A 26,588-nucleotide genomic window follows, 5' to 3' on the forward strand; every position below is an offset into this window, starting at 1 on the left:
TTTCTATTTTTATTCAAGATATCCAGTCAGATATAAACAATGTTTGAGCCGTTTTCAGGCCGGGAAAACACCCGGAGATTCTATCTTCGTCGGGGTCTGAGGCTGGCATTCCTTCCCCCATCTGCACCGGCCCATGATGACGTCCTTCGACGGCTTTCCACCTGGCTGCATCGGCAGCACATCCTCCTCCGGGTCCACATGGATATCGATCAGGATCGGGACGTCCGATTTAAGACCGGTAACGAAAGCCTCTCGGATCTCGGACGGACGTTCAACCTTGATCCCGCCCGCCCCAAAGGCCTTGGCCAGCGCAACGAAGTCGGGGTTGATATGGAGGTCCGTTCCGGAATAACGCTTGTCGTTGAACAGCTTCTGCCACTGCTTGACCATGCCCAGCCATCCATTGTTCAAAAGGCAGATCATGACCGGCAGGTCCTCGTTCATCGCGGTGGCGAACTCATGGAAATTCATCTGGATGCTCCCGTCGCCGGCGATGTTGACCACCTGGTTCTCCCGGTGCGCATACTTGACCCCGAGGGATGCTGGGAAGCCGAATCCCATGGTCCCGAATCCTCCGCTGGTGATGAAGTGATGCGCATGCTTGATCTTCAGCAGATGAGCCGCCCACATCTGATTCTGACCGACCTCGGTGGTGACATAGGCGTGCTCATTGAGGGCCTTTCCCAGCTCGTACATGACCTTCTGCGGCTTTATCGGCATCTCGCTGATGTCATTGTTGCACTCACACTGTTCATGTAGTTGCTTCATGCGGATTGACCAGGCGTTATCTCCCCTGGCACGTCCCAGTCCTTTGATCATCTGTTGAAGCCCCTTCTTGGCATCGCCGACCAGTCTGACCTTGGTGTGACTGTTCTTGCCCGCCTCCATGGGGTCGATGTCCAGATGAATGATCTTGACCGATTCTGGCAGTTCAGACGGCAGACCGGACGAACGGTCCGAGAACCTGGTGCCTATGGCGACCATCACGTCGCACTCCAGGAACGCCCTACGTGCTATCTCCCGTCCGTGCATCCCGATCATGCCCATGCTCAGGGGGTGCATCTCCGGTATGATGCCCTTGCCCATCATCGTGGTGGAGACCGGCGCCATGAGCATCTCCGCCAGTTTCATGACCTCCTGGCTGGCATTGGCCCACATGGCCCCGCCGCCGACCAGTAGCATCGGCCGCTCCGCATCCTTCAGCAGCTTGACCGCTTCCAGTATGCCTGAGAGGTCCTCGAACGGGGCCGGGACAGGGAATTCCTCCTCCATCGCCGCCTCGGTGATCTGAGCCTTCATGACGTCTGAAGGCAGATCGATATGGACAGGTCCCATGCGGCCGTTCAGTGCGATGCCCCAGCCGCGCTTGATGGCCTCCGGGATCTGTTTCACGTCCAGTAGACGGAAGTTATGCTTGGTGATGGGCATCATCAGCGAGAAGACGTCCGCCTCCTGGAACGCGTTATTGCCGATCATGCCGGTGGGAACCTGACCGGTGAGCACTATCATCGGAGCGGAATCAGCGTACGCTGTAGCCACTCCTGTGACCAGGTTGGTGGCACCTGGTCCTGACGTTGCCAGGCAGACCCCTGGTTTCAGCGTGGCTCGGGCGTACCCATCGGCCATGTGCGCGGCGCACTGCTCGTGGCGTACCAAGACGTGGTGTATGCTAGAATCGATCAGGTCATCATAGATGGGCAACGCCTGCCCTCCAGGATAACCGAACATCACGTCCACGCCCTGCCTTTCGAGCAATGTCAAGACCGCTTTGGAGCCTTTCATAAACTAATCTCCCATAATCCAGCAATCATCGAGGACATCCTTGGAAAAAGGATGCCTCGGTTTAAATGACAGTCATCACTACGCTTACACGCAAAATCAAGACGCCAGTCTCGCACGTGATGCCTGACACAGTTTATCATGATAGAAGGAAACATATATAACATTTCTTGAAATGAAATCGAGGCTCCCCGAACCGTCACTAATGCCTTGTCCAGGTGGTTCTTCTTCATGACGGAAACACCTTGGGCGCCTCGATCTGTTTCGACGGCTGATACCCGCATTCCTTGGACCAGTTGCATCTGCTGCCCTTGATGACATCACGGCATCCCATCCCGCCTGGCTGCATCGGCAGGACATCCTCTTCCGGGTCCGTTAGTATGTCGATGATGATCGGCACTTCAGAGTCCAGCCCCCGGCGGAACGCCTCCTCGAGTTCGGAAGGCCGCTCCACCCGTATGCCGTCCGCACCGTACGCCTTGGCCAGTGCCACAAAGTCCGGGTTCAGGCCCATGTCCGTTCCGGAATATCGCCTGTCGTTAAGCAGCTTCTGCCACTGCTTGACCATGCCTAGCCATCCGTTGTTCATCAGGCAGATCATGACCGGGAGGTCCTCGTTCATGGCGGTCGCCAGTTCATGGAAGTTCATCTGCAGGCTCCCGTCGCCGGCGATGTTGACCACCTGGTTCTCCCGGAAGGCATACTTGATTCCTAGAGAAGCTGGCAGTCCGAAACCCATGGTCCCAAAGCCGCCGGAACTGATGAAGTGGTGGGGATGCTTGATCTTAAGGAAATGGGCCGCCCACATCTGGTTCTGTCCGACCTCGGTGGCGACATACGCCTTTTCGTCCAGGGCTCTTGCCAGTTCATACATGACCTTCTGCGGTCTGATCGGCGTCTCGCCCATGTTCAGGTCGCATTCGCATTGTTCCCGCAGATGCTCCATCCGAAGCGACCAGGCGCTCTCTCCCTTGGCCCGGCCCAATCCCTTGATGATCTGCTGCAGCCCTTTCTTGGCATCGCCGACCAGTCTGACCTTGGTACGGTGGTTCTTACCCGCTTCCATGGGGTCTATGTCCAAGTGGATGATCTTGACCGTTTCTGGGAGATCTGAGGAGAGCCCAGAGGAGCGATCGGAGAATCTTGCACCGATGGCAAACATGACATCACATTCGAGGAAAGCCCTCCTAGCAGTCTCCCGTCCATGCATGCCGATCATGCCCATGCATAATGGATGCATCTCCGGGATGATGCCCTTGCCCATCATCGTGGTGGCGACCGGCGCCATGAGCATCTCCGCCAGTTTCATGACCTCCTGGCTGGCATTGGCCCACATGGCCCCGCCGCCGACCAGCAGCATCGGCCGCTCTGCCGATCTGAGCAGTTTGACGGCTTCCAGGACTCCGAACAGGTCCTCAAACGGCTCGGGAACGGAGAAGGATTCGTCCAGCGCCGATTCGGTGACGTTCTCTCTCATGACATCCGATGGGATATCGATGTGGACCGGCCCCATCCTTCCGTTCATCGCGATGCTGAAACCGCGTTTGATCGCCTCGGGGATCTGACCCGCGTCCAAGACCCGGAAGTTGTGTTTGCTGATCGGCATCATCAGCGAGAAGACGTCCGCCTCCTGGAACGCGTTATTGCCGATCATGCCGGTGGGAACCTGACCGGTGATCACGATCATGGGCGACGAATCCGCATAGGCGGTAGCCACTCCTGTGACCAGATTGGTCGCTCCCGGTCCCGATGTGGCCATGCAGACGCCCGGTTTACCGGTTGCCCTGGCATAACCATCCGCCATATGGGCGGCTCCTTGCTCGTGGCGTACCAGGACGTGGTGCATGCTAGAGTCGATCAGGTCATCGTAGATAGGGATGGTCTGAGCGCCCGGATATCCGAACATCACGTCCACCCCTTGCTTTTCCAGCAACGTCAACACCGCTTTGGAGCCTTTCATGGACTAACCCTCTTGTTACAAATTCATTGAAGACACCCTTGAGAAAGGGGCCTCATTCACAATACGAGCAACACTGCATCTACACGCAAAAGCAGGACGGCGTTTTGGCATGTGGTGCTCGACACAGAAAGTGACAGGTCTTGGTAGATATATTAAGATTTCTTGATATTCGCCACGGATCTCCGATGGATATCTGCCCTTTCCAGTCGGACGAGTCTGTTATCTAAGTTAAGTAACGGATTAATACCTCCCTGGGATTATTGCGATCGTTGTCTCAGACAGGTTGTTCGGACGCGATCATGATGGTTGACCACGATCCATTGTGGTCGGTCTCCTTTGCTTTAGAGGCATCACTGATAAAAGAAGCTCTGGCCGATATACATCCAACCGTCGTGCACATCGGAAGCACGGCCATCCCGGGGATCTGCGCCAAACCGATCATAGACATCATGGCGGGAGTGGATGATATGAAGGATTGCAGGATAGTATCCAGCCTGGAAAAGATAGGCTATATTTTCCAACCGGATGCGGGCGAACCGGACAGGCTCTTCTTCAGGAAGGGAGCGACCAGAACCCATCATCTTCACGTTGTGAACATTCATTCTTGGACCTATTCGAGACATCTGATATTCCGTGACTATCTGCTCACGCACCCTTCCATATGCGTTCAATACGGTGAGCTTAAGAGGGCTAGCGCGGAGAAATACCGATTCGACCGTACTGCATACACAAATTCGAAAACTGAGTTTATCGATTCGGTGTTGAGGACGGCAACAGAGATAGCATTTATTAAAGTCAGTGGGCAATATGCTCAGGAGAACGTTTCTCACCCACTGTGTGAATCAGATGTCCTACGACGTTGAGTCCATCTTTGCCGCTGCATCAACGAGCACGATGCTCAACGACCCACACGTCTCCAGGATGTGGGAACTGATGAACGACACTTCATTGTTCTCCATGGCCCCAGAGAAACTGGAGAAAATGAGGTTAGAATGCGTTCGTTCATCGCTGGACTTCTTCCGACGAAGGAGCTCCCTGTACAGAAGGATGATGGACGATATCGGTATCGTTCCGCAAAAGGCGGGCATCCAAGACCTGGCAAGATTGGCGGTTCCTTCTGATGTCCTGAGAGGGGATGGACATCGTGATCTGCTCATCGAGGATCATGAGCCGGGAGGTCGCTTCCTCAGCTCCAGCGGGACGTCCAAGAGGGAGCCGGTCAAGGTATACCGCAGTCCGCTGGACCTGGCAATGATGGTCCTCGGAAACACGGCTGTACTCGGATATGTGACCGACAACCAGTTCAAGCATGGTCAGGGCATCGGCATGTTCATGGGACCGGAACAGCTCAGCGGAAAACTGACATTTGTCGTGATCGTGGAGTCTGCACTGGAAAGAAAGGGAATGGAGATCGTCTGGGGAATGGATATGGATGGAGAGGGTACCGGAACTGTGTGGAACAAAATGGTCCCAAACCGGAACAAGATGGCCCGATTCTTCAAGAGCGACCAATCCCCCAAGATGTTCTTTACGGCCCCGATAGGGCTCCATCTCCTAAGCCAAAGATTCAGTTCCCAAAAGAGTGCCGTAAGATTCCTCAGCAAGATCAAGATCGGTGCACCGCCCATTGATCTAGGGAAGGGAGGGTTCGTCACGACTGGTGGGGGAATGAAGGATTTCACCGATCTGCCTGAACTCAATGAGATCATCAGGGCGTCCAAGGGTTTTTTCGTGTCCAAGGACGCGCAGGGCAACGTCCGCGAGACCCCATTTGTGGATGGGCTGGGGATGACAGAGACCGCTACGATCATGATGGATCGCTTTGGCGTCATGGACAAGGTGCCGCATCCGCTTTCTCAGGTATTCCTGATGGATCCCCGCACCTTTGAGGTGATAGAGGAGGATGGGAAAGAAGGTCTGCTGGGCATCTTCAACCCATTCGTCACGTCATGGATGGAGTGTGTATATCCTGGCGATATCGTTACCGCCCACCGGTCGGACCGATATTATGGGAGGGAGTACGTGTTCGTCCGCAGGATGGGGGCCTCTAAGGCTGTCGGTTCCACGAGGGCTTGTGGAGGAGAGTTGGAGGAGCACATCGAGCGCAATGTGATGGTCTGAGGAATGGGCCCATCGGTCCCTGTTCTCTTTCCTCCGATATTTTTATCCGTTGATACATAAATCATACGCCGGAACGGTTCCTGACAAGTGCATCATAAGGGCAGAGACCGAGTGAGCGGTTTGGTCAATCGCTTGTAATCCTGGAACGTCCCATCGGGGTATCTAGATGGCGATAGAACCGTATTCAGGACAAGAGCTTGACACCAGCACGGAAAACGGCGGCGGGGTCTCGGTCAAAGTGATCAATAGGGGCGGCTTGGACCAATTCTTGGCACGTTCCCGTTCGATCCAGGAAAGGCTACTGTCCATACCGGTCCTGGACCGCATTCAGTTGGCGGGCCGTTTGGGGGATAAGCTGACAGAGCGCATCGACCAGGGAGACCTCCAGGAACTGATGGTCGACCTTTCCGATTCCACTGGCTACTCAGAAAGGCTGATCGAGGGCGAGCTAGCCTTCATTCCCTCGTTCCTTTCTTCGGAGAACATGGCGAGGTGTTTCAGCGCCTCGCTGGTCGGGGCACCCTCTAGCCTCGACGGGTTCACCGAGATCAACTGCAACGAGTCCATATGGCATCTGCCGGCCGGACCTTCTATGATCGTGAGCTCCGGCAACTCGATCATCCCGACCGTTGTCCCTACAATGATATCCCTTCTGTCGGGGAACGCCACCTTTCTAAAACCGTCCTTCTCTAACTGCGCGGGAGTTGTAGAAATATTCCGTACTCTGGATCGATTACCCGCTGGTATTGCCAGAGACGCCATGAGGGAGGCCTTGGCCATCAGCTACTATCCTCACGACAGCCCGGTGCTGAAATATGCCCTGGGCCAGGCAAAATTTGGTGTGATCAACTTCTGGGGAGGGGGAACTGCCAGGGCTTCAATAAAGAGACTGGTCACGGAGAATCCGAATCATCCGCGTTTCTTTGTGAACGGACCGATGACCGGCGCCATACTCATCGACACCGAATCCGCGTCCAACCATAACGCCGAAAGCCTGGCATTGAACATCGCTCTGTATGACCAGCAATTGTGTTCGTCACCGACCATAGTCGTTTTCACCGGCGAGGTCGACCGGGCGTTCGAGTTCGCCAAAGGAGTGGCGGCAAACATGGAAGGGATCGGCTCGACAATGCCGATGAAAGAGGACGTAGTTGATGATTATTCCCTTCACGGTGCCCGTAGGTACCTGCACATAACGGGTTCCAGGATACTTCATTCATCTTCACTGGCCAATCCTTGGACCATAGTTATCTCTGATCAAAGAAGCATTCTGGACGAAATGGTCCTGAGATTCCCGACCATGAATTTCCATGGAAGAAAGAGGTTCATCGAGATCATCGCCGTCGACTCGCTTGAAACAGGGATAGAGCTCTTGGATGTGCTTCCGAAATCAAAGGCGTTCGAAGGGATTGACAGGGTTCAGACGGTGGGCATCGCTCTCGCCGAAAGCAAGATGGAACAAGCCCTGCGTGAATTGGCGCTGAAAGGTGTGTTCCGAACTGTTCCATTGCGGGGAATGGCAATGCGATCCTCAATAGAGCCATACGATGGCACCGCCTTGCCTACACTCTTCACGTATACGTCCTACGTAAGGAAAAAAGACATCTTTCCTAGCGGTCAGATCAATGATGTCTTCCAAGCCTAAGCCCGAATTATTGAGTGAAATTCAGTCTCATCTTTCTATCTCTCCCAAACAGGTCCTGGTGAATACTAATCGGCATAATGTGGTTTCGGAGTAGCCAATATCTCATCCATATTTCGAAAAGTATATATTCACTCGAGAACCGATATATTGTGCACAGGGGGAATATAATGGCAGAGAATGTGGCATTTAGAATTCAGGTGATGGATACGATCGCAGCTTTGATGACCGCCGCGTTCGGACTAATAGCGGCATTGGCTTGGAACACGGCCATAGCGGATGCAGTGGCGCAGGCATTTGCCAAACCTGGTGACAAGTTGATGGGTGAATTTGTCTACGCAGTGATCGTCACGATACTGGCAGTTTTGGCTGTAGTATTGATTGGCAGGGCAATAGCAAAGCTCAAGTCAAAGGTCGCGCCTGAGAAAAAGTGAAAACGGTATACTGAAATCCTTTCCTTATTTTCATGGCATTTTCGATGATACCAATTGCCTGCTTGGTTTTCTTCAGGATCAATCCCTTCTCCATCATAGCCATTCTCTTCATCCTGCAGTTCAGAAATCCAACTATCTACCATATGCTTAGCACTGTTCTGCCGCCCCGTTCACCGCAAACCAAAAATCCCTCTTCTGCTTGAGCAGAGGTGGTGTGATTGTGATTTACCTTTCAATAGTGAGCCTAATCATTGGAGGAATCCTTATTTTTGTCGGAGCCGCCACCCGCAGGGGCTCGGAAATGCTGATCAAGTTCAAGAAGGATAAGATCGCGGATCTGGAGACGGCCCAGCGCTATGTCGGCAACAACATCATGGTCCTTGGTTTCATAGGCGTGATCGCGGGCGGGGCCACCCTGGCCCAGGGGGAGGACAACTTCTTGGTCTTCTTTGCATACCTAGTGTTCATCGCTTTGTTCATACCCTTGCTCAAGGTCGGCCTGAAGACCTTCGAGACGATTAAGTGAGTCTCACCGCAAGGGTGATAAAAGATGACTGGGATGCAGGGACATAGGTGGACCGAATGAAAGTAAAGGTCGGTGTCAACGGATACGGTACGATCGGCAAGAGGGTAGCCTCGGCAGTCTCCAAGCAGAATGACATGGAGATCGTGGGGGTCACCAAGACCAGGCCTAGCTTTGAGGCTGACATTGCCGTCAGGGAAGGCCATCCGCTATATGCCGCCGGCCCGGACGATGTTGCCAACTTTGAGAAGGAAGGCTACAAGGTCAACGGGACCTTGGATGACCTCATCGGGAAGGTGGACATCATCGTCGACACCACACCGGGCGGGATCGGTGAGGCCTACAAGAAGAAATATGAGGCGGCAGGGATCAAGGCGATCTTCCAAGGGGGAGAGGAGCACGGATTGGCTGGCATCTCCTTCAATGCGTTGGCTAACTACCACGAGGCCTGGGGGGCCAGGTTCGCCCGGGTCGTTTCCTGTAACACCACTGGTCTGGTCCGAACCCTGTTCCCGCTGGATAGGGCGTTCGGCATTGACCGGGTGACCGCCTCCCTCATACGCAGGGGTGCCGACCCGGGGGATAAGAAAGGGTCCATGCTAAATTCCATCGAGCCATCGCTCAAACTGCCGACGCATCATGGGCCAGATGTTCAAACGATAATGCCCTGGATCAAGATCACGACCATGGCGGTGGTCACTCCTACCACACTGATGCATGTCCACTGCATCGCCGCCGAGCTCAAGAAGAAGGTCAAGGAATCCGAGGTTCTGGAGGTCTGGAACTCGGCTCCCCGGGTCAAGTTGGTCTCGGGAAGGGAAGGTATCAAGTCCACCGGTCAGGTGATGGAGTTGGCCAGGGATCTAGGTCGCACCCGCGGTGATTTCAACGAGATCGTTGTCTGGAAGGATGGCATAAAGGTGGTGGACAACACACTTTACTACTATCAGGCGGTCCATCAGGAAAGCGATGTCGTTCCGGAGAACGTGGATTGCATCCGGGCAATGATGAAGGTCGAGAACGACCCGATGCGTTCTATCCACATGACCGATAAGGCCATTGGCATTGGCAAGTAAGGGATCTTATTTCAACCTGGCCGGCGGAACTTGCCGGCCGGTACGGTTATTTCGAAACGAGCGCCTCTGCCTGGTATGCCATTCTCAACAATGGTCAGTCCGGTTATCCCGAGCACTTCGACGGTCATGTACAGTCCGTACCCGGTGTTCTTACCGTAGCCGCGCTTGAAGATGACCTCCTTCTCTTCTGTGATAACTCCTTTACCATCATCCTGGAAGATCAGTTTCATGTTCCCGGAGACTGACTGATCGCTGACCGTGACCGTCCTAACCTTCTCCCCATGCCTCAACGAGTTTTCCAGCAAATTGTAGAACACCCGCTCGATCATTGGGTCGGCGTAGACCTCGACGCCTTCCACCTCGATACTGATGCTCACGTCGCTCCTTGAGAGCGAACCCAGCATCCCCCGGATGGTGTGCTCGACATTGATCCAGACTGGCCGTTTCGAGCCGATCTCCTGATAGAGCTTGGTGAACTCCATCTGCTTCTTGATCACCTCGCTCGCTGCCCTGGCCTTCTGTATATATCTGAGAAGTATCTCATCGTGGGTCTTGGACTGGGCAAGTTCCAGATATCCGAACAGGCCGGTCAAGGAGTTCAATACGTCATGCCTTGTGGCCGAGCCCAGGATGTTGAGCTTCTTGTTCGCCAGCTCTAAGGCGAATTCCGCCTCCTGGTGGTCGGTGATGTCCAAGGCATGAACGACCAATCGCCTTTGACCCTGAGAATCGATGACCAAGATGCCATGACATTCTATCCATCTCCAGCTCCCATCCGAATGGATGACCCTGAGGACCGTTGACTTGGCAGTCCCGCCTTCCAGTACCCTTGTCGATGCCTCGACGAGAATTGGAACGTCGTCGATATGGATGAAATCCAGGATCTTCTTACCCACCAACGAACCGGGGTCCATACTGAGTATCTTTTTCACCGTGGTGTTGGCGAACAGGATGTTCATTTTCGGATCGATGATGGTGATGATGTTCGGAGAATCATCTACCAGTGCCGGGAAATAATTATCATCTCTGCAGAAGTCGTTCTTGGTGCCCAAGTTGCGTTCCCCTATCAATAAATTGATGGCTTCCCGTTTTAAATACAATTCGAATCAATTTCCGTCATTGATATGACACAGTGTCCAGGCATACCAATTGGACGATCTCATGTTCATCGGGGAGGGCCGATCGGCGCTCAGAATCAGCCCATCGATGAGGCGGTCATGATCGGAGAGCCTTACCATCGATCAGCCTCTATCGTTCCGCCTCCTTCTCGTTCATGCATCGAGGTCGATATATCTATTGGTGACAATAACATCCGAGGCACCTCGAAAGAATAATCTAGGACAAGGTGATTGCTCTTCAAGAATCGGCGTGGGAGTTGGCCACATGTGTGTCCGCATCTCCTGTTCGGGGTATTTCCGATGAAAGAATTCAACACTCTCGACGATTTCAATTTCAAGGACAAGACTGTCATACTCAGGGTGGACATCAATTGTCCGTTGAACAAGCAGGACCTGTCCCTGGAGGACGACAACCGTATCGTTCAAGTGTTGCCCACGATCAGGGAGCTCTTGGAGAACGGTGCTAAAGTCGTGATCATCGCCCATCAGGGCCGTATGGGGGATTGGGACTATTGCCCATTGGACCAGCATGCCAGGGCTCTGAGCGAGCACCTTGGTTTCGAAGTACCCTATGTGGACGATCTGTATGGTGAAGAGGCCAAGAAGGCGATCCGATCGATGCGATCGGGCAGTGCCATCGTTCTTAAGAACGTTCGGTCCATGGAATGTGAGCAGGAAAAGATGACCATGGAAGAACATTCCAGGTCCGACCTGGTGCAGAACCTGGCGCCGCTGGCCGATTATTATGTTTCCGACGCCTTTGGGGCGGCACATCGGGCCCACTGCTCCCTTATCGGCTTCCAGGCCATCCTGCCCTCCGCGGCCGGAAGGTTGCTGGAGAAGGAACTCACTGCGCTGGGTGAGGTCTTTGACCAGCCGAAGAGGCCGTGCGTGTTCGTCCTGGGCGGTTCGAAGTTCACCGATTCGATCAAGGTCATCGACCGGGTCCTTAACATGAAGATCGCTGACTGGGTTATATTGGTGGGCCTCTCGGCCAATGCTCTCCTGAAGGCAAGAGGTGTCGACCTCGGGCCGGCAAGCGAGGAGATACTGATGAAGGAGTTCACCCCCGAGAACCTGGACGCGGCGAGGAAACTCTTGCACGAGAAAGGGAGCAAGATCCTGCTCCCTCACGATGTCGCTGTGGATGCCAAGGGAAAGAGGCTCGAGGTAAAGGTCGGGGATCTGCCTTCCGAATACCCGATAATGGATATCGGTTCCCATTCGACGGCTAAGTTCTCCAAGGTCGTCCAAGGCGCTGGCACCGTGTTCATGTCCGGTCCGGCCGGTGTCTTTGAGCGCGAGGAGTTCTCCATCGCGACCAAGGAACTGATGAACGCAGCCGTTTCTGGGCATGCCTTCACCGTGATCGGAGGCGGGCACACCGTGAGCGCCGCGGAGAAGTTCGGGCTATTTGACCGATTCTCCTATGTGAGCACCGGGGGAGGGGCGCTGGAGACATATCTTCTCGGCAAACCGATGCCAGTGGTTGAGGCGCTCAAAGTTGCGTACGAGCGCGAACTGGCAAAATGCAAGGCCAAGTAAGGCGGTCAAACCCCTGATCTGTGTTCCGGGTCATTTCGGCTCGAGCCATCTCGTTCCAAACATCAATATTTCAAGAAAAATTGCAGGCTGGTCCACATCGTGATGGACCAGCTGGTTTTGGTGGGGGGAATCCCCATGCGATCTCAGAGGACCTTCCGCATCCTTTCCAACGCCTCTTCGATACGCTCCGCCGGCTGGGTCGTTGCCATGCGAATGTATCCTTCGCCACCTTCCCCGAAGCCGACCCCCGGAGTGACGACCACCCCGACGCTGAGCATTTTCTCGGCGAACTTCATGGAGCTGCCATCTATCTTAAGCCAGAGGTAGAATGTCCCCAGGGGCGGATCGACCTTGAAACCGAGCTTCCGCAGGCCGCCGACCAGTACGTCCCGGCGGTGCTGGTAGATCTCTATGTTCTTCTTGACGCACTCCGGTTTCTCCTTGGTCGCATACATGTTCAGGGCCATGACCATGGCCTTTTGGATGAACTTGGGCGCTCCGGAGTCGATCTGGGACTTGGTCTTCTTCAGTCCGGCGATCAGGTTCGCGTCGCCGACCGCATAGCCGATACGGTAACCGGTCATGTTGAACGTCTTGGACAGCGAACCGAACTCGATGGCCTCGTTGCTCTTGCAGCATTCCAGTACACTGGGGGCCTCATAGCCATCGAAGGTCATTTCCGAATATGCGTTATCGTAGCAGAAGATGGTGTCCGTCTCCAATGCCCACATGGCCGCCTTCCGGAGGAAATCCCTCCCGCAGGTAGCTCCGGTCGGGTTATTCGGATAGTTCAGGTACAGCATCCTTGCATCGGACGGCAGATGGTCCAGGTTGGGGAGGAATTTGTTCTCCGCCCGGAGCGGGAACCTCACCGGAACCGCGTCACATAGGGTCGCCGCTCCCGCCGAATAGACTGGATATGCCACATCTGGGCATAGCACCTTCTCGCCTGGATTGACAAAGGCCCGGCATATGTTCGCCAGTCCCTCCTTGGAACCGATGAGTATGGCCACCTGTCCCTGCGGGTCCACATTGACCCCGAAGCGCCTCTCGTACCAATCCGCCACCGCCTGGCGCGCGTCAGCCTCGCCGCTGCTGGACGGATAGCGATGGTTCTCCGGGTCGTCCAGCTGCTTCTTGATCTCCTCGATGATCGGGGCCGGGGTCGGCAGGTCGGGGTCCCCGATGCCGAAATCGATGATGTCCAGTCCCTCGTTCTTCTTGACCCTTACCTTTTCCTCGATCTCCGCGAAAAGATATGGTGGTAACTTCTTCAATCTGGTAGCTTGTTCGAACGCCATTTCCCACACCTACTCCGTTTCGCCCTGGAACACTCTGGCCGCCGGGCCTCTCATGGTCACGGAACCAAGATCCTTTGATACCGCGATCCACAGGCTGCCTCCGGGCAATCTGACCTCGATCTCACTCTCGTACGGGACTAGTCCCTGGAGGGCGGCGGCGACCGCCGTCGCGCACGCGCCGGTCCCGCAGGCCATGGTCCAGCCAGCGCCTCTTTCGAGCACTTTGACCGTCAATATTCCATTCGATGATTTAACGAATTCTACGTTCGTTCTCTTGGGGAACGAGTCATCTGACTGGATTAGGGGGGCGAGCCTCTCCTGCTCTTCGTCAGTGAACTCCTGGAACGTGATGAAATGGGGGTTTCCCATGGAGACCGCGGTCCCCCGGATCTTCCTGCCGCCGATCTCCAGCACAGAATCGATGAACTTGCCAGGACACCTCATCGGGACCTTGGAGCACTCCAGCTCGGCGGCTCCCATGCCCACCTTGACATCGGTGACATGGTCCCCGGTCACCGTACATTCGATGGTCTTGATCCCGGCCAGTGTATCAATGGTCATGTGCTTCTTCTTGACCATGCCGAAGTCGTAAAGGTGCTTTGCCATACATCGGATGCCATTTCCGCACATCTCCGCCACGGAACCGTCTGAGTTCAGGATGCTCATTGTGGCATCGGCCCGGGCTGAGCGTTCCACGTATAGTATGCCGTCCGCCCCTATACCGAAGCGGCGGTCGCACACCGACCTCACCCATGCCGGGTCCTTGTTGGCGCTGCCGTCGAAATTGTCCAAGATAACGAAATCGTTGCCGATCCCGTGATACTTCCAGAACTTCACACCATCAGCCTTCCCGGTACTTTCTGGTGGGCGGTAAGGTCGTCCAGCGTTTGAGCCTCCCGGATCCGGTTCATCTGGCCATCCTTGACCAGTACCTCCGCCGGAAGCGGTCTAGAGTTATAGTTCGAGGCCATCGTGAATCCGTACGCCCCCGCGTCGTATACCGCGATGAGGTCCCCGAGCTCGATCTGGGGCAGCATCCTGTCCCGGGCGATGAAGTCCCCGGTTTCGCAGATCGGTCCGACGATGTCGTAGTTGAACGTCGCCCTGGCCCCGAACTTGTTGGCCACTGCCACATGGTGGAAGGAGCCGTAGAAGGCGGGCCGTATCAGCGTGTTGAACCCGGCGTCCACTCCGGCAAAGGTCTTCTCCGGATGCTCCTTGATGTCCCCCACCGTGGTCAGCAGGACCGTGGTGTCGGCCACCAGGTAGCGCCCCGGTTCGATGGCCAGTTTCCTCACATAGCAGTTCTTCCTGATGTAGCCGGTCACTTCGGAGGACAGAGCGTCAACGTCCATGTGGTTGTCCTCCAGATGGTAGGGAATGCCGATCCCCCCTCCGATATCGATCGTCTCCAGGGTCAGCCCCAGATTCTCCCGGATGCTGTTGGCGATGTCGACCAGTACCTGGGTGACCTGGAGGAAGGGCCCGGTCTCCTGCACGCCCGCCCCGATGTGGGCGTGGATGCCGAACGGCTCGAATCCCAGGGAAAGCGCTTCCTGATATGTGTCGAGGATCTGTTCCTTAGGAACGCCGAACTTCGTGGTCTTGGCCCCGGTCACCACATGCTGGTGATGCCCTGCTCCCACCCCGGGATTGACCCGGAACGATATGGGATGTTTATTGTCCATTACCGCCAGCCGTCTCAGCTGGTTTATCGAGTCCACATTGATGGGGATGCCCAGGTCGACCACTTGCTGCATCTCCTTGTCCGAGACCATTACCCCGGTGTAGAGGATCCGGTCCGGGGCGAACCCGGCCTGCAGGCACAATCTGGCCTCATACACGGACACGGCGTCGATGCAAGACCCTTCCTGCTGCAGGATGCGCAGCAGGGATAGGTTGGTGTTCGCCTTGCATGCATAGTGGATCCGCGTGGGCATGTTCTTCTGGAATGCCTTGTCGATGCGCTGGAAATTGCCTCTAAGAGCATCCTCGTCGGTAACATAGACCGGAGTACCGTATTTTGCGGCGATATCGGTCGCCTTCACTCCGCCAATGATCATCTGACCCTTGTCACTCTTGAAATCTCTCATCCAAATCACCCTATGTACATCTCGTGAAGTTTTCTTATCACATCTATGGCCCTGGAGCTGGGAACGACGAAGTTGAGCGCCACGTCCGACGCCCCCTCCGAGATCATCTCCACGTTCGCTCCCACTGCCGCCACCGCGGCGAACACCTTCGCAGCGGAACCGACGTTCTCCAGCAGTCTGTCGCCTACGGCGCATATGAGCGCCATGTCCTCCTTGACGGTCACCGACTCAATGTCCTCTTTGAGGGAACCGACCCGCTCCATGACCTCGGCGATCGAGGAGGAGGGCAATGCTACCGCCAATGTGGATAGTGATGTTGATACCGCATAGGTGGATACGCCGTTGGCATTGACCGTTTCCAGTAACCTGGTCAACAGGCTCGGCTGGTAGGCGATCTCCGATGAATAGAACTTGACCACTACCAGATCGGTCTTCATCGCTACGCTCCTTAATAGCGTCGTCCCGGCGGTCTTCATGCTGAATATCTTGGTGCCATAGGCGTCCGGCTTGAAGGTGTTCTTGACCCAAACGGGAATGTTCTTGCGCTTTGCTGGCTCGATGGTGCGGGGATGTAAGACCTTGGCACCGAAGTACGCCAGTTCGGCCGCTTCACCATAATCCATATCATGTATGGTCTTGGCCTCGGGAACGATGCGCGGATCCGCGCTCATGAAACCGGTCACGTCCGTCCATATCTCCAGGACATCGGCATCGAGGCCGTTCGCCACGACCGATCCGGAATAGTCCGAGCCGCCACGGCCGAACGTGAGCGGCCGGCCCAACCGTTCGCAGCCGTAGAAGCCGGTGATGATCGGGACCCACCCCTCGTTGATCATCGGCGCGATCGTCGCCATCAGGTTCTTGGAGGTCGCCATCAGGTCAGCCGTGCCGTTTCCCGGCATGCCAGTTGCCACGATGCCCGCCTCCTCAGACAGGATCGGGACAGCCTCCACGTCCTTGGAGCGGAGGATGTACGTAAGTGTCAAGGAGGACAGCCTTTCTCCCCACGACTGGACCGCATCCTGGATCATGATCCGGTCCTCGTTCTTGTGGTAGAACTCCAAGAGGTCGTGCAGTTTCTCCAGCCGATCGTCCAGCCTGAGCTGGAATGCAGCCATGTTGTTCTCGTCCATCCTGCCGGTGGCGGCCTGCATGTGCTTTTCTCTCAGCTTTTCCACCATGCCGCGCGGCTCCGATTCCATGTCCTTCATGGCAGCGATAAGGGAATTGGTGACCCCTGACATGGCTGAAACGACCACTGCCTTCTTCGCTGGTTCTCTCTTGATTATGTCGGAGGTACGCTCCATGGCCTCCCCGGAACCAACGCTGGTGCCTCCGAACTTCATGACCTTGATCATAATCCTAGCACCTCCGCCATGGTGTGGATCCTTCCGTCCTTCTTGGATACGACCCATCCGATGGCGGTGATGCATCCCTCAGCGAACGCTTCCCGGGAATGGGCCCGGTGGGTAAGCTCGATCCTTTCCCGGTTGCCCGCAAAGATCACGGTATGCTCTCCCACGACATCACCGGCACGTACCGCGTGTATGCCGATCTCCCGGCCTCTGGCCCCGACGACGCCTTGTCTACCATAGACGAACTTGTCGACGTCGGTGGCCTTGGAGATGATCTCCGCTGCCTTCATGGCCGTTCCAGATGGAGCATCCTTCTTCTTGTCATGGTGCACCTCGATGATCTCCACCTCATAGCCCTCCAGTGATCTGGCCAGAACATCACAGGCCTTCCAGAACACATTGACACCGACAGAGAAGTTGGGTGATACCACTGCCGAAGTGCCTGACCGGCTCACCCTCTCCGAGAGATCGTTCAATGTTCCCTCACCGATACCGGTGGTGCCGACCACGCAGTTCACTCCCATGGCCGACGCAATGGCCAGGTTCCCCGGGGCCACCGCTGGATTTGTGACGTCGACAAACACATCGGTCTCCCGGAGGGCGGCCTCGAGGCCTTCTGGCCCGACAGCCTTGACCCCGGGGGCGATCTCTTTGCCAACGTGGCCGCCGCTGGCGGACACTATCGCCCCGACCAGGCGCATGTCCGAACGGGCCTGGACCAAAGAGCATACCATGGACCCGAGTTTACCGGTGGCTCCGGCCACGCACACACGAATCGTGTCCATCACCTCATAGCAGTCCAAGGTCGGTCAGCGTCTTGCGCAGGACCTCCTGGTTATTTTGGTCCATCTCGCACAGCGGCAAGCGGAATATGCCTGACGGCCTCTTCATCATGCGTACCGCGGTCTTGACCGGGATCGGATTGCTGTCGATGAACAGGTTGGTGAACAGGGGCAGCAGCTTGAAATGGATGTCCCTGGCCTTGGAGTATTCTCCGGCCATTACATGGTGGGTCATATCGGATACGAGCTTCGGTGCCACGTTGGACGCTACCGATATCACTCCCTTCGCCCCCATGGCCATCATCGGGAACGTAAGGGAATCATCTCCGGATATCACGTCGAAAGATTTCGGGACCTCCGCCAATATCTGCATGATCTGGTTCAGGTTACCAGAGGCCTCCTTGATGCCCACGATGCCCGGTATGTCCGCCAGCTTCTTCACTGTCGTTGGGGCTATGTTCGAACCGGTACGGCCTGGAACATTGTATACGATGATCGGGATGTCCACCGCCTTCGCCACGGCCTCATAGTGCATGAATATGCCTCTCTGGGTGGGCTTGTTGTAGTAAGGCGATATCGACAGCACGGCATCGACACCGAGGTCTTTGGCCGCCTTCGTGAGATGTATCGCTTCATGGGTGGCGTTGCTCCCCGCTCCCGCGATGACCTTGGCCCTCTTCACCTGGTCGACCACTATCTCGATCACCTTGACATGCTCCTTGTGCGTCAGGGTGGCCGATTCGCCGGTCGTTCCGCAGGGAACGATGGCGTCCACGCCTCCTTCTTCCTGCAGTCTCACCAGTTCGCGCAGGCCTTCCTCGTCGACCTCTCCATTGTCCTTGAACGGTGTGATGATCGCCGTTGCAGTTCCTTTCAACATTTTCACTCGCCTCCAAAGTGTTCTTTCAGGATCAGTCTGGTCCTTGTTGATTGTACGTTGTCGAAGCGGCGTATCCTTTCGATGATCTCGTTAAGCTGGGGCGACGAGGTCACATCGATTATCGCTACGATGTCCTCCTCTCCCGTGACCTCGAATACCTCGGACACTCCTTCGAACTTCGCAATGTTTCCTGCGACTTCCGACGTGTTAACGTTCACATCGATCTTCACCTCGATCAGGGCCTTGACATTCTTGCTGCTCGTTTTGATGGTGAAGCTCTGGATAACCCCTTCTTCGAAGAGCTTTTTCACCCGGCTGCGTATCGTTCCCTCTGATACGTTGAGCTCCGTGGCTATCTCCACGAAGGGCCTCCTGGAATCCTTTTTCAATATCTCTATGATCTTGTCGTCGAGATGATCGATCAAACGCATCCCTTCTTCGATTTGTCGCAACAATCTTAATTGATTTCGTATTGCATCTCACATAAAAGTTAGGATACTATTTTAATTCTTCCGAAAGTCATGGATTCCCGCGTATTGGTCGATACTATTTCAACTTGAGCTGTTCCACGAATTGCAGCCATCTCCTTTCGTCCCTGACCTTCGCCATCAGAGCGGTCTTCTGATACACCGCTAGGTCTCCATGAGAATTCCTGAGCTCGTCCACTCCCCTCAGAAGGCCGCAAATCTCGTCCAGCAGTCGATATGCATTTGCTTTGGTCACTTCATGGTCGCTCAACTGTTTCTCCAGATCTCGCGCCTTCTTCTCAAGTAGGTCCGCCAGGTCCTTGGCGCCTTGGATATCCTCGGGCGTTGGTTTCTCCTTGGATATGAATTGAAAGATCACATCCCTCAGGTCGATCTGTCTACCCTCGACGATCTCATGTTGGGGGACCAGTTTGCCCACCCAGAAGAGCAGTGAATGGATCCGGGAGATGATGGCCCTCCTTTCGCTTTCAGTAAGATGTTCTGAACCGTTCCCATCTCCATCGCCTTTGGCCATATCAATGACGTATTGCATCTTTCCGGGTTAATAACCATTCGGACAGTCTCTAAGGTGAGAGTGCAGACACCAGACGGACCAGCATCGTGTTGACCTGAAGATCGAGGCCGGTCAGGGCTCCTTCTCGGACGATCTCCCCGTTGATGTGATCGATCTCTGTCCTCTTGCCTCTTTCCACATCCTGGAGCATGCTGGAACGGTTCCCGGCCGTTGCCCGCACTACCTTTTCCACATCCGAGAACGTCATATCCTCGGGCCCAAGCTGGCCAGCGGTCACTCCGGTGTTGAAAGACTCCTTAAAACAGATCCTTGCCAGGTGATTGATCTCCGTGTCGTCCACGAGGATGGCGTTCCGCTTCCTGGTGAGGGCGGTGATGGGATTGATGCAGGAGCTGATGACTCCTTTTTTCCAGACGTCCGGTCGGATGTCGGCGGATCGGCGGTACGGAATTCCGGTGCAGCGTAACGACTCCATCGCCTCTGAGACCGGGTCATCGGGATCTTCTGGATTCCCTATGGCGATCTCCCCCAGGCCGGTCAGCCTGACATGTCCCGGTCCTATATAATCGGCACCCAGGCTGGCTATTCCTACCGATGCTCCAGGCCGCAGTTCCTTCACATCCCTCAATATGGTCAGTCCGTTCTGGATGATGAGAAGGGATGTGTCTGGACCCATAAGGCCGGCGATCGCACGCAAAGCGATTCTGGTATCGTAGGCCTTCACCGTGACAATGATCAGGTCCTGGACCGGCAGTCCGTCGACTCGCACCTCTGCCTTAGGGAACGCCTTCTTCTCCACCAATCCATCCAACCATAGGCCGTCCGCATTGATCTCCCGGGCATGGTCATCGCGGCAGACCATGGTCACAGTGTGGCTTTCAGCCATCATCCCTCCGAGCACGCTTCCGAGCGCCCCCGCCCCGAATATGGTGATCTGCATCATCCCTCCATCGCCATTGAGGTCCTGCGCTGTTCCTTCGATAGCCGGTCCGCGATACCCAACGGATCCCTGGCCCGGTCCTTTGTAGCCTTGCGGACCAAATCCACCGCGGTCTCGAGGGAGACCCGATGACCCACCGAGATGTAAAGGGGATGTCGGTGCGGCAAGGTCAGCCTGATTCCCAGGACCTCTCCCTCGAGCAGTATGGGCGACTCTTCTGAACCGTTCTCCTCGACCTTCCCCACGAGGAGGCTCTTGGCCACTCCAACCGTGGGAACGTCCATACAGACACCGAGATGACAAGCGATCCCAAACCTCCGCGGATGCAGCATTCCCTGTCCGTCGATGAAATGGATCATTCCTTGCATGGTCCTGTCGATCAAACGCGAAAGGATGGGCAGCTCCCGGTAGGTAAGGTAGGTCGGTACGTACGGGAACAGGACCTTTGCCTTTTCCAGGCCGCTGCCCACTATCTCCCCGGTCGAAGCGTCTTGGATGACCTTGACCGCATACCCATCGTTGCCTCGATAAGCAACATCCAATCCTGCGAAGGCGTTAGGCTCGGCGAAGTCATCCTCCCTCACCACCTTCGGGCTCAGTTCCTCCTGCCTCAGCCGCATCTTGGTCAGCAGAGGTTCGATGTCAAAATCCAGAAAAAGGCGATCTTTGAGATCGACCACTTGACCCTCATTGATATCGATCCCTTCTTCACGCAGCAAGGACTCCTTCCTTTCCCTTCCGCATCCTTTGCCTGCATACCAGCCCACCTTCCCATCGTTGTAGACGATCCGGTGGCAGGGCACTACGATGGGGGTCGGGTTCCCGGAGAGGATCATGCCGACCGCCCTTGCCGCTCTGATGTCCCCCAGCGCCCGGGCAATTGCTCCATAGGTCGAGACCATCCCTCTGGGGATCTGGGTGGTGGCCTGATAGACCAGTTGGGCCATATCATGGTCCTCAAGATCGAATGCGACAGAAACGCTCGGCCCAGAAGTGATCTCCGCCATGATAATGCAATGGACGGTCCCGGTATTAGGGATTTGGATGGGCTTCCGGAGAGCACATTGTAAGATGAATCTAATATATCGCATGAATTCGGACGTGATGACCATTCCCACACCATGAACGGTCGGAGCGGCTCTCCCGCAGCAACTTTTGCGGGAACTCGAAAAGGGATCACTCTGCCTTGTTTCCGTACGAGTCCCAGAAAACAAGATCGTCCATCGCCTTGCGGGATCGAGCCTCGGGAGATTCATTGGGATATCCTAGGGCCAGACAAACCGTTATCACCTTGTCCTTAGGCACTTCCAGATAGGCTGCCAGCTTTTCCGGGTCGAATGCCCCCACCCAGCAGGTCCCTAGTCCATGCTCCAATGCGGCCAATGTAATATGGTCCATTGCGATGGATAGGTCCACCCTGTTCCATTTCTGCTGTGGATCATCGACACCGGCTATGAAGACTGAGGCTTCCCCAACGAACTGCTGGTTCTTGCACAATGGGACCAATCCCTTCTTTTTCTCCGGGTCGGTGACCACAATGAGCTGGAACGGCTGCCGGTTCGCTCCGGAAGGGGCCAGCCGTGCCGCTTCAAGGACCCGGAGCAGAACGTCCTGGGGTATCTCTTTCGCTTGGTACTTTCTGATGCTCCTTCTGTTCTCGATCGTCTCCATAGCGCCCATGATAACACTCTCGGTATACTCGCAATCGTAGCTTCCAACTTAAGCCATTTCCGGCTGGAACCGGGAATGGAGTGAGGTTCCAGAACCCCAAGATCACTCTTTCTTGGCCGCCTCGTTCGCCTCGTGGAGCCAGACCACGGACTGCGGGAACGGGATCTCTATCCCGGCCTTGTTGAACTCCCTCAGGATCGCCTCGCGATAGTCCGAGCCGACCTTGAACTGGTTCTTGACATCGTCCACCCAGAGGAATATCTTGAACAACAGGTCTGAAGCCTCGAAATCGCTGAAGCGGACCACGGTCTTGTGGCCTTCGGTGTTAAGGACGTTCGGGTGCTTCGCTGCTTCCTCGAGCAGGATCCTCTTTACCTGCTCCACGTCCGATCCATAGCCCACACCGACCTTTACCGTGACGATCAGTTTGCGGTCCGGCTCTACCATGTTGACGATCTTGTTGTTGGCTATCTGGTCATTGGGTATGATGACCTCTTCATGGGTGAAGGTGTTGTAGAGAACGGTCGATCTCATCCCTATCCGGGTGACCTCGCAGATGTCACCGCCCTCGATCTCCAGCAGATCCCCGATCTTGAACGGACGGTCGACCAGCATCTGCAGCCCAGCGAAGAAGTTGGCCAAAGTGGACTGGGCCGCGAAACCGATGACTATACCGAGGAATCCTACCCCTGCCAGCAGGACCGTCACATCATAGCCGAACATGTTGAAGATGGCGATGAGCGCGAGGACCGGTATCAGGACCTGCCCTAGCTTCTCCATCACCGGGACTATGACGTCGTCTATCTCGGTGTCTGTCTTCTTGGAGAATTCCTTGGCATAGTATAGAACGACCTCGTCAAATATCTTATAGGCCACGTACGCGACCAGGAGGATGATTATGAGGCCATAGGCCGTCTCTATCATCTTCACGTAGTTTCTCGGGAGGTTGAGGATCTCCAGTGAGTTGATGACTATTCCGTAAGTAACGATAAAGACGAATACCGGGTATCTCAGGATCCTAAGCAATATATCGTCCAGATCGGTCTCGGTCTTGCGGGTGGCGAAGTGTATGAGCGGGTCCACCACGAACATGACCACCAGGGCGATGGCTATCCATCCCAGCAATGTTACCACAAAGGCCCCGTAGTTGGATTCGAATGGGGAAGGCAGATTGTTCTGCCACACACCGAATATCTTGTTCTGGCCGGCCTTGGCTCCATAGGTGGAATCGATGTGCAGCGACACCTGCTTCGTGATGGTGATGTTCTGGCTCGGATCGTTCATCTGCGTGAACGCGAACACTACATGAAAGGTCATATCGGTGGTGACCAGGTCCGGGTTGGGGATAAGGGTCAATTTCACAGTCGGCGCTTCCCCCGGGTTGATGGCAGTGAAGTTCTGCTCGAACGTCGGAGTGATATCATCGGTGTTAAGGCCGGTTACGTTAACCTTGAGCAAGAAGGGGGAACTGTCGTTATTGTAGACGAGCCACTCGAAAGTGGCATGGTCTGCTGCGTCGATGCTGCGGTTGTAGTTCTTCTCGTCGACATTGAAAACGCTTACTCCGCTGGCCTGCACGGTCGGCGCGACCGACGCAAGCACCAGCAGCATGATGAAAGGCACGGCCATAAGCCAGACCATTCTTTTGCTGTTTCCCTCAGATTTCCTCATGATCCCGGCATCCCTTACCAAATGGAACATAGAGGCATCGTTTGACAATATTAAAAACTTCAGACTGACTCCAGTTGCTTGAATTATACCAGGCGATATCAGGACAACAAAGGTATATAATCGAAAATTCTTTGAGCAGGACGCATGGATTGGCTTCCCCTTGTCAGGCTCGGCGTGGCCTTGGCCATCGCCTGCATCGCCTCGATCTCCGATTGGAGAAAGAGGGAGGTCTCGGACCTTCATTGGGTCGCGATGGGATTGGCCGGTCTGGCATTGTTGGCGGTACAGATCATCCAGGACAATGTGGACCTTACCTACCTGCTTTTCCTGTTACCCATGGCGTGGTTCTTCTTCGATATGCTCATAGAACGACGGGGCATGTTCGAGGACGGCATCAATCCGCTGCCGATAGCCCTCTATCTGGGAAGCTTTGCCATAATCGCCTATCTGCTCTCGGTCTTCTGGAGCGATGGCTACATGTGGCAATTGTTGGTCATCCCCATAATGTTCGTGCTCTTCTTCTTCCTGTACCAGTTCAATGTCATCAAGGGAGGGGCGGACGCGAAGGCCTTGATCGCCATCGCGATGCTGGTCCCCCGTTATCCGATCATTGGTCCCTTCCCCCTGATCCACGTCACCATGGACGCCACCCAATACATCATGCCGTTCGCCATACTGGTGCTTTTCAATGCCGCGGTCCTGACCCTGACGGTCCCGGTGGTCATGTTCTTCCTCAACCTGTACAGACGTGACCTGCGGTTCCCGACCATGTTCTTCGGTTACATGATGGACCTTCCCCAGGCCAGGGAGAAATTCGTCTGGCCCATGGAGTACATCAAGGACGGGGAGCTTAAGATATCCTTTTTCGTCAGGCCCGACGAAGCGGTAGAGGATCAGATCAACCAGCTGGAGGCGGCAGGAATGACCCGGATATGGGTGACCCCCAAGATCCCGTTCCTGATCCCCATCACGGTGTCGCTGTTGTTCTCCACCATCGTCGGAAACATCATCTTCTTTCTGGTAGCAAGATGAACACGCACTCCAGTGCCATAGGGCATTCGGCGCATAACGGGACCGAACGGCACACCTCCTTGGAATGCTGGACCATCAGGGCATAGAGGTCACGGTACTCGTTTGGGCCCCCTGTCAGCGTCCTCTCTACGAACGATTGCACATCATCGTAGTCATCGGAACCAAGAACCCCTATTCTTTTCAGTATCCTGCGAGAGTATGCCGCGGCTACGAACTTCCCCCTCCCCGCCCCGAACACCATTATGGAATCGGCTGTTTCCTTTCCTATCCCTTCCAATGAAAGGAGTTCTCTTCTCACTGAATCAGTCGGTCCGCATAGCAACCGCATTGGGTCCGATCCATACCTCTCCACCAGGTAAGAGGCCAGGGCCTTGATCCTTCTGGCCTTCTGCCGGTAGAAACCGGCCGGTCTGACGATGGATTCTAAGACCGGGGTCTCGACCGAGGCCATGCGATCTATTTCCAAGAGGCCTTCCTCCCGGAGCCGGTCCAGAACCTTTGCCACGCTCTCCCAGGTGGTCTGTTGGGTCAGGATCGCCCCGACCATTACTTCGAACGGGGATTCCGAAGGCCACCAGTCCTTTACGTCATAGTTGATTCGCAACAGGTGCAGAAGTCTGTCGAGGTCCATCGGGCATCATACGATTCGAAGCGCTTCCATTACATAATCATGTTCAGCGGTTCGCCGCATTTTCCGCAATTTCCGTTCTTGTCCATTGCCACGATCTCAGTGTAGAACCCCAGGCGTCTGACCGCAAGAGAACCGCATTTCGGGCAAACGGTGTTCTCCCCGTCGGCCGCCGCCATGTTACCCAGATAGATGAACCTCAGGCCTGCCTCCACCGCTTCAGCGCGGGCCATATCCATGGTCTTGATGGGGGTGGCGGGAACATCGTTCATCAGATAGTCGGGATGGAAACGGGAGAAATGGACCGGCATACTGGCATCGATCCCGGCCGCCCAGCGGCAGAAGTCCCTGATCTCCTCCATGGAGTCGTTCCTTCCGGTGATGATCAGGTATGTGAGCTCGACATGGATCCCCAGATCATGAGCCAGCTCCACCGTGTCCAGGACCGGCTGAAGACGGGCCTTGCATATCTTGCGATAGAACTCGTCCCGGAATCCCTTCACGTCGATGTTGGCGGCGTCGATGACCTCGGCCAGTTTCCTGACCGGCTCTTCGTTTACGAAACCGTTGGTCACGAAAACTGTGAACTGTCCGTTCGCCCTGCAGGCCTTCGAAGCGTCGTAGACGAATTCGTGCCACATGGTTGGCTCGTTGTAGGTCCAGGCCACGCCTTCACAGGTGGATTTATGGCATAGTTCCGGAACATCGTCCGGCGTAAGGTCGCGGAGATGCACATCAGCGATCTTGGCCTGCGATATGGTGAAGTTCTGGCAATGGAGGCACCCAAGGTTGCAGCCCACGCTCCCGAACGACAGGACCTGTTTCCCTGGGTGGAAATGGAACAGTGGCTTCTTCTCGACCGGATCGACCGCCATCGAGGACGCGCGGCCATAGCTCAAGGCGATCAGCTCGCCTTCCATGTTCTTCCTCACTCCGCAGATGCCGGTCTTGCCGTCCGCTATGCGGCATTCATGCGGGCATAGATGGCAGGCCACCTTGCCTTCGGCAGTGTCCCAGAACCTCGCCTTCATACTT

Annotated in this window: 25 protein-coding genes; 8 read left to right on the forward strand and 17 right to left on the reverse strand. The window is 55.5% G+C overall.

The annotated features are described in order from the left end of the window. Window positions 1–54: 54 nt before the first annotated feature. Together ilvB (VGK23_04065) and ilvB (VGK23_04070) are read right to left on the reverse strand one after the other, a co-directional pair. Window positions 55–1,782, reverse strand: a complete 1,728-nt coding sequence (gene ilvB, locus VGK23_04065) for a biosynthetic-type acetolactate synthase large subunit (GenBank protein ID HEY3419707.1) — start codon at window positions 1,780–1,782, stop codon at window positions 55–57. A 226-nt stretch (window positions 1,783–2,008) separates the two neighbouring features. After that, on the reverse strand, window positions 2,009–3,739 hold the full coding sequence (gene ilvB / locus VGK23_04070) for a biosynthetic-type acetolactate synthase large subunit (protein ID HEY3419708.1): 1,731 nt from the start codon (window positions 3,737–3,739) through the stop codon (window positions 2,009–2,011). Between the two features lie 269 nt (window positions 3,740–4,008). Between ilvB (VGK23_04070) and VGK23_04075 the strand changes: the two genes are divergently transcribed. The 6 genes from VGK23_04075 (at window position 4,009) to VGK23_04100 (ending at window position 9,535) form a co-directional block, all read left to right on the forward strand. After that, complete coding sequence (locus VGK23_04075) at window positions 4,009–4,602, forward strand: GrpB family protein (protein HEY3419709.1); 594 nt, start codon at window positions 4,009–4,011, stop codon at window positions 4,600–4,602. Beyond that, entirely contained in the window at window positions 4,586–5,860 is a 1,275-nt protein-coding gene (locus tag VGK23_04080) for a hypothetical protein (protein HEY3419710.1), read from the forward strand. Before VGK23_04075 ends, VGK23_04080 begins: the two co-directional genes overlap by 17 nt. Before the next feature lie 166 nt (window positions 5,861–6,026). Continuing rightward, window positions 6,027–7,505, forward strand: a complete 1,479-nt coding sequence (locus VGK23_04085) for an acyl-CoA reductase (protein HEY3419711.1) — start codon at window positions 6,027–6,029, stop codon at window positions 7,503–7,505. A gap of 167 nt (window positions 7,506–7,672) precedes the next feature. Continuing rightward, entirely contained in the window at window positions 7,673–7,936 is a 264-nt protein-coding gene (locus VGK23_04090) for a DUF5654 family protein (GenBank protein ID HEY3419712.1), read from the forward strand. 301 nt (window positions 7,937–8,237) lie between these two features. Next, entirely contained in the window at window positions 8,238–8,462 is a 225-nt protein-coding gene (locus VGK23_04095) for a hypothetical protein (protein HEY3419713.1), read from the forward strand. Window positions 8,463–8,518: 56 nt separating this feature from the next. Beyond that, window positions 8,519–9,535, forward strand: coding sequence for a type II glyceraldehyde-3-phosphate dehydrogenase (locus VGK23_04100; GenBank protein ID HEY3419714.1), 1,017 nt, complete (start codon window positions 8,519–8,521; stop codon window positions 9,533–9,535). Between the two features lie 11 nt (window positions 9,536–9,546). Here VGK23_04100 and VGK23_04105 read toward each other — a convergent pair whose 3' ends face one another. Next, window positions 9,547–10,587, reverse strand: coding sequence for a PAS domain-containing sensor histidine kinase (locus tag VGK23_04105; protein ID HEY3419715.1), 1,041 nt, complete (start codon window positions 10,585–10,587; stop codon window positions 9,547–9,549). Between the two features lie 366 nt (window positions 10,588–10,953). On the opposite strand from VGK23_04105, the gene VGK23_04110 reads away from it, so the two are divergent. After that, window positions 10,954–12,198 (forward strand): phosphoglycerate kinase, encoded by a 1,245-nt coding sequence (locus VGK23_04110; GenBank protein HEY3419716.1) that lies wholly within the window; start codon window positions 10,954–10,956, stop codon window positions 12,196–12,198. A gap of 143 nt (window positions 12,199–12,341) precedes the next feature. Here the strand turns inward: VGK23_04110 and VGK23_04115 are convergent, their stop codons facing one another. From VGK23_04115 to VGK23_04170, 12 genes are all read right to left on the reverse strand, one after another. Beyond that, window positions 12,342–13,499: an aminotransferase class I/II-fold pyridoxal phosphate-dependent enzyme gene (locus VGK23_04115; GenBank protein ID HEY3419717.1), complete on the reverse strand. Its 1,158-nt coding sequence runs from the start codon at window positions 13,497–13,499 to the stop codon at window positions 12,342–12,344. A gap of 9 nt (window positions 13,500–13,508) precedes the next feature. After that, window positions 13,509–14,336 (reverse strand): diaminopimelate epimerase, encoded by an 828-nt coding sequence (gene dapF / locus VGK23_04120; GenBank protein HEY3419718.1) that lies wholly within the window; start codon window positions 14,334–14,336, stop codon window positions 13,509–13,511. Beyond that, window positions 14,333–15,592: a diaminopimelate decarboxylase gene (gene lysA / locus VGK23_04125; protein HEY3419719.1), complete on the reverse strand. Its 1,260-nt coding sequence runs from the start codon at window positions 15,590–15,592 to the stop codon at window positions 14,333–14,335. Before lysA ends, dapF begins: the two co-directional genes overlap by 4 nt. A 5-nt stretch (window positions 15,593–15,597) precedes the next feature. Continuing rightward, window positions 15,598–16,950 carry an aspartate kinase gene (locus VGK23_04130; protein ID HEY3419720.1) on the reverse strand — a complete coding sequence of 451 codons (1,353 nt, stop codon included), beginning with the start codon at window positions 16,948–16,950 and terminating at the stop codon, window positions 15,598–15,600. After that, window positions 16,947–17,732, reverse strand: a complete 786-nt coding sequence (gene dapB, locus VGK23_04135; GenBank protein HEY3419721.1) for a 4-hydroxy-tetrahydrodipicolinate reductase — start codon at window positions 17,730–17,732, stop codon at window positions 16,947–16,949. The genes VGK23_04130 and dapB overlap by 4 nt, the downstream gene beginning before the upstream one ends. Window positions 17,733–17,736: 4 nt before the next feature. Then, window positions 17,737–18,609 carry a 4-hydroxy-tetrahydrodipicolinate synthase gene (dapA, locus tag VGK23_04140; protein HEY3419722.1) on the reverse strand — a complete coding sequence of 291 codons (873 nt, stop codon included), beginning with the start codon at window positions 18,607–18,609 and terminating at the stop codon, window positions 17,737–17,739. Window positions 18,610–18,611: 2 nt separating this feature from the next. Further along, on the reverse strand, window positions 18,612–19,061 hold the full coding sequence (locus VGK23_04145; protein HEY3419723.1) for an Lrp/AsnC family transcriptional regulator: 450 nt from the start codon (window positions 19,059–19,061) through the stop codon (window positions 18,612–18,614). Window positions 19,062–19,155: 94 nt separating this feature from the next. Then, entirely contained in the window at window positions 19,156–19,611 is a 456-nt protein-coding gene (locus VGK23_04150) for a DUF5788 family protein (GenBank protein ID HEY3419724.1), read from the reverse strand. 49 nt (window positions 19,612–19,660) lie between these two features. Then, window positions 19,661–20,551, reverse strand: a complete 891-nt coding sequence (locus VGK23_04155; protein HEY3419725.1) for a 2-dehydropantoate 2-reductase — start codon at window positions 20,549–20,551, stop codon at window positions 19,661–19,663. Then, window positions 20,551–21,558 carry an endonuclease V gene (locus VGK23_04160; protein HEY3419726.1) on the reverse strand — a complete coding sequence of 336 codons (1,008 nt, stop codon included), beginning with the start codon at window positions 21,556–21,558 and terminating at the stop codon, window positions 20,551–20,553. The genes VGK23_04155 and VGK23_04160 overlap by 1 nt, the downstream gene beginning before the upstream one ends. Window positions 21,559–21,727: 169 nt before the next feature. Next, window positions 21,728–22,231, reverse strand: a complete 504-nt coding sequence (locus VGK23_04165) for a nitroreductase family protein (GenBank protein ID HEY3419727.1) — start codon at window positions 22,229–22,231, stop codon at window positions 21,728–21,730. Window positions 22,232–22,324: 93 nt separating this feature from the next. Next, window positions 22,325–23,893: a mechanosensitive ion channel family protein gene (locus VGK23_04170; protein ID HEY3419728.1), complete on the reverse strand. Its 1,569-nt coding sequence runs from the start codon at window positions 23,891–23,893 to the stop codon at window positions 22,325–22,327. A 144-nt stretch (window positions 23,894–24,037) separates the two neighbouring features. On the opposite strand from VGK23_04170, the gene VGK23_04175 reads away from it, so the two are divergent. Then, a complete protein-coding gene (locus tag VGK23_04175) occupies window positions 24,038–24,925 on the forward strand; it encodes an A24 family peptidase C-terminal domain-containing protein (GenBank protein HEY3419729.1) in 888 nt (295 codons plus the stop codon). On the opposite strand, the gene VGK23_04180 is transcribed toward VGK23_04175, so the two are convergent. Together VGK23_04180 and amrS are read right to left on the reverse strand one after the other, a co-directional pair. Further along, a complete protein-coding gene (locus VGK23_04180) occupies window positions 24,900–25,556 on the reverse strand; it encodes a hypothetical protein (GenBank protein ID HEY3419730.1) in 657 nt (218 codons plus the stop codon). The genes VGK23_04175 and VGK23_04180 overlap by 26 nt on opposite strands. Before the next feature lie 29 nt (window positions 25,557–25,585). Next, complete coding sequence (gene amrS / locus VGK23_04185; GenBank protein ID HEY3419731.1) at window positions 25,586–26,584, reverse strand: AmmeMemoRadiSam system radical SAM enzyme; 999 nt, start codon at window positions 26,582–26,584, stop codon at window positions 25,586–25,588. Window positions 26,585–26,588 lie beyond the last annotated feature (4 nt).

The sequence above is a fragment of the Methanomassiliicoccales archaeon genome (assembly GCA_036504055.1).
Classification (GTDB): domain Archaea; phylum Thermoplasmatota; class Thermoplasmata; order Methanomassiliicoccales; family UBA472; genus DASXVU01.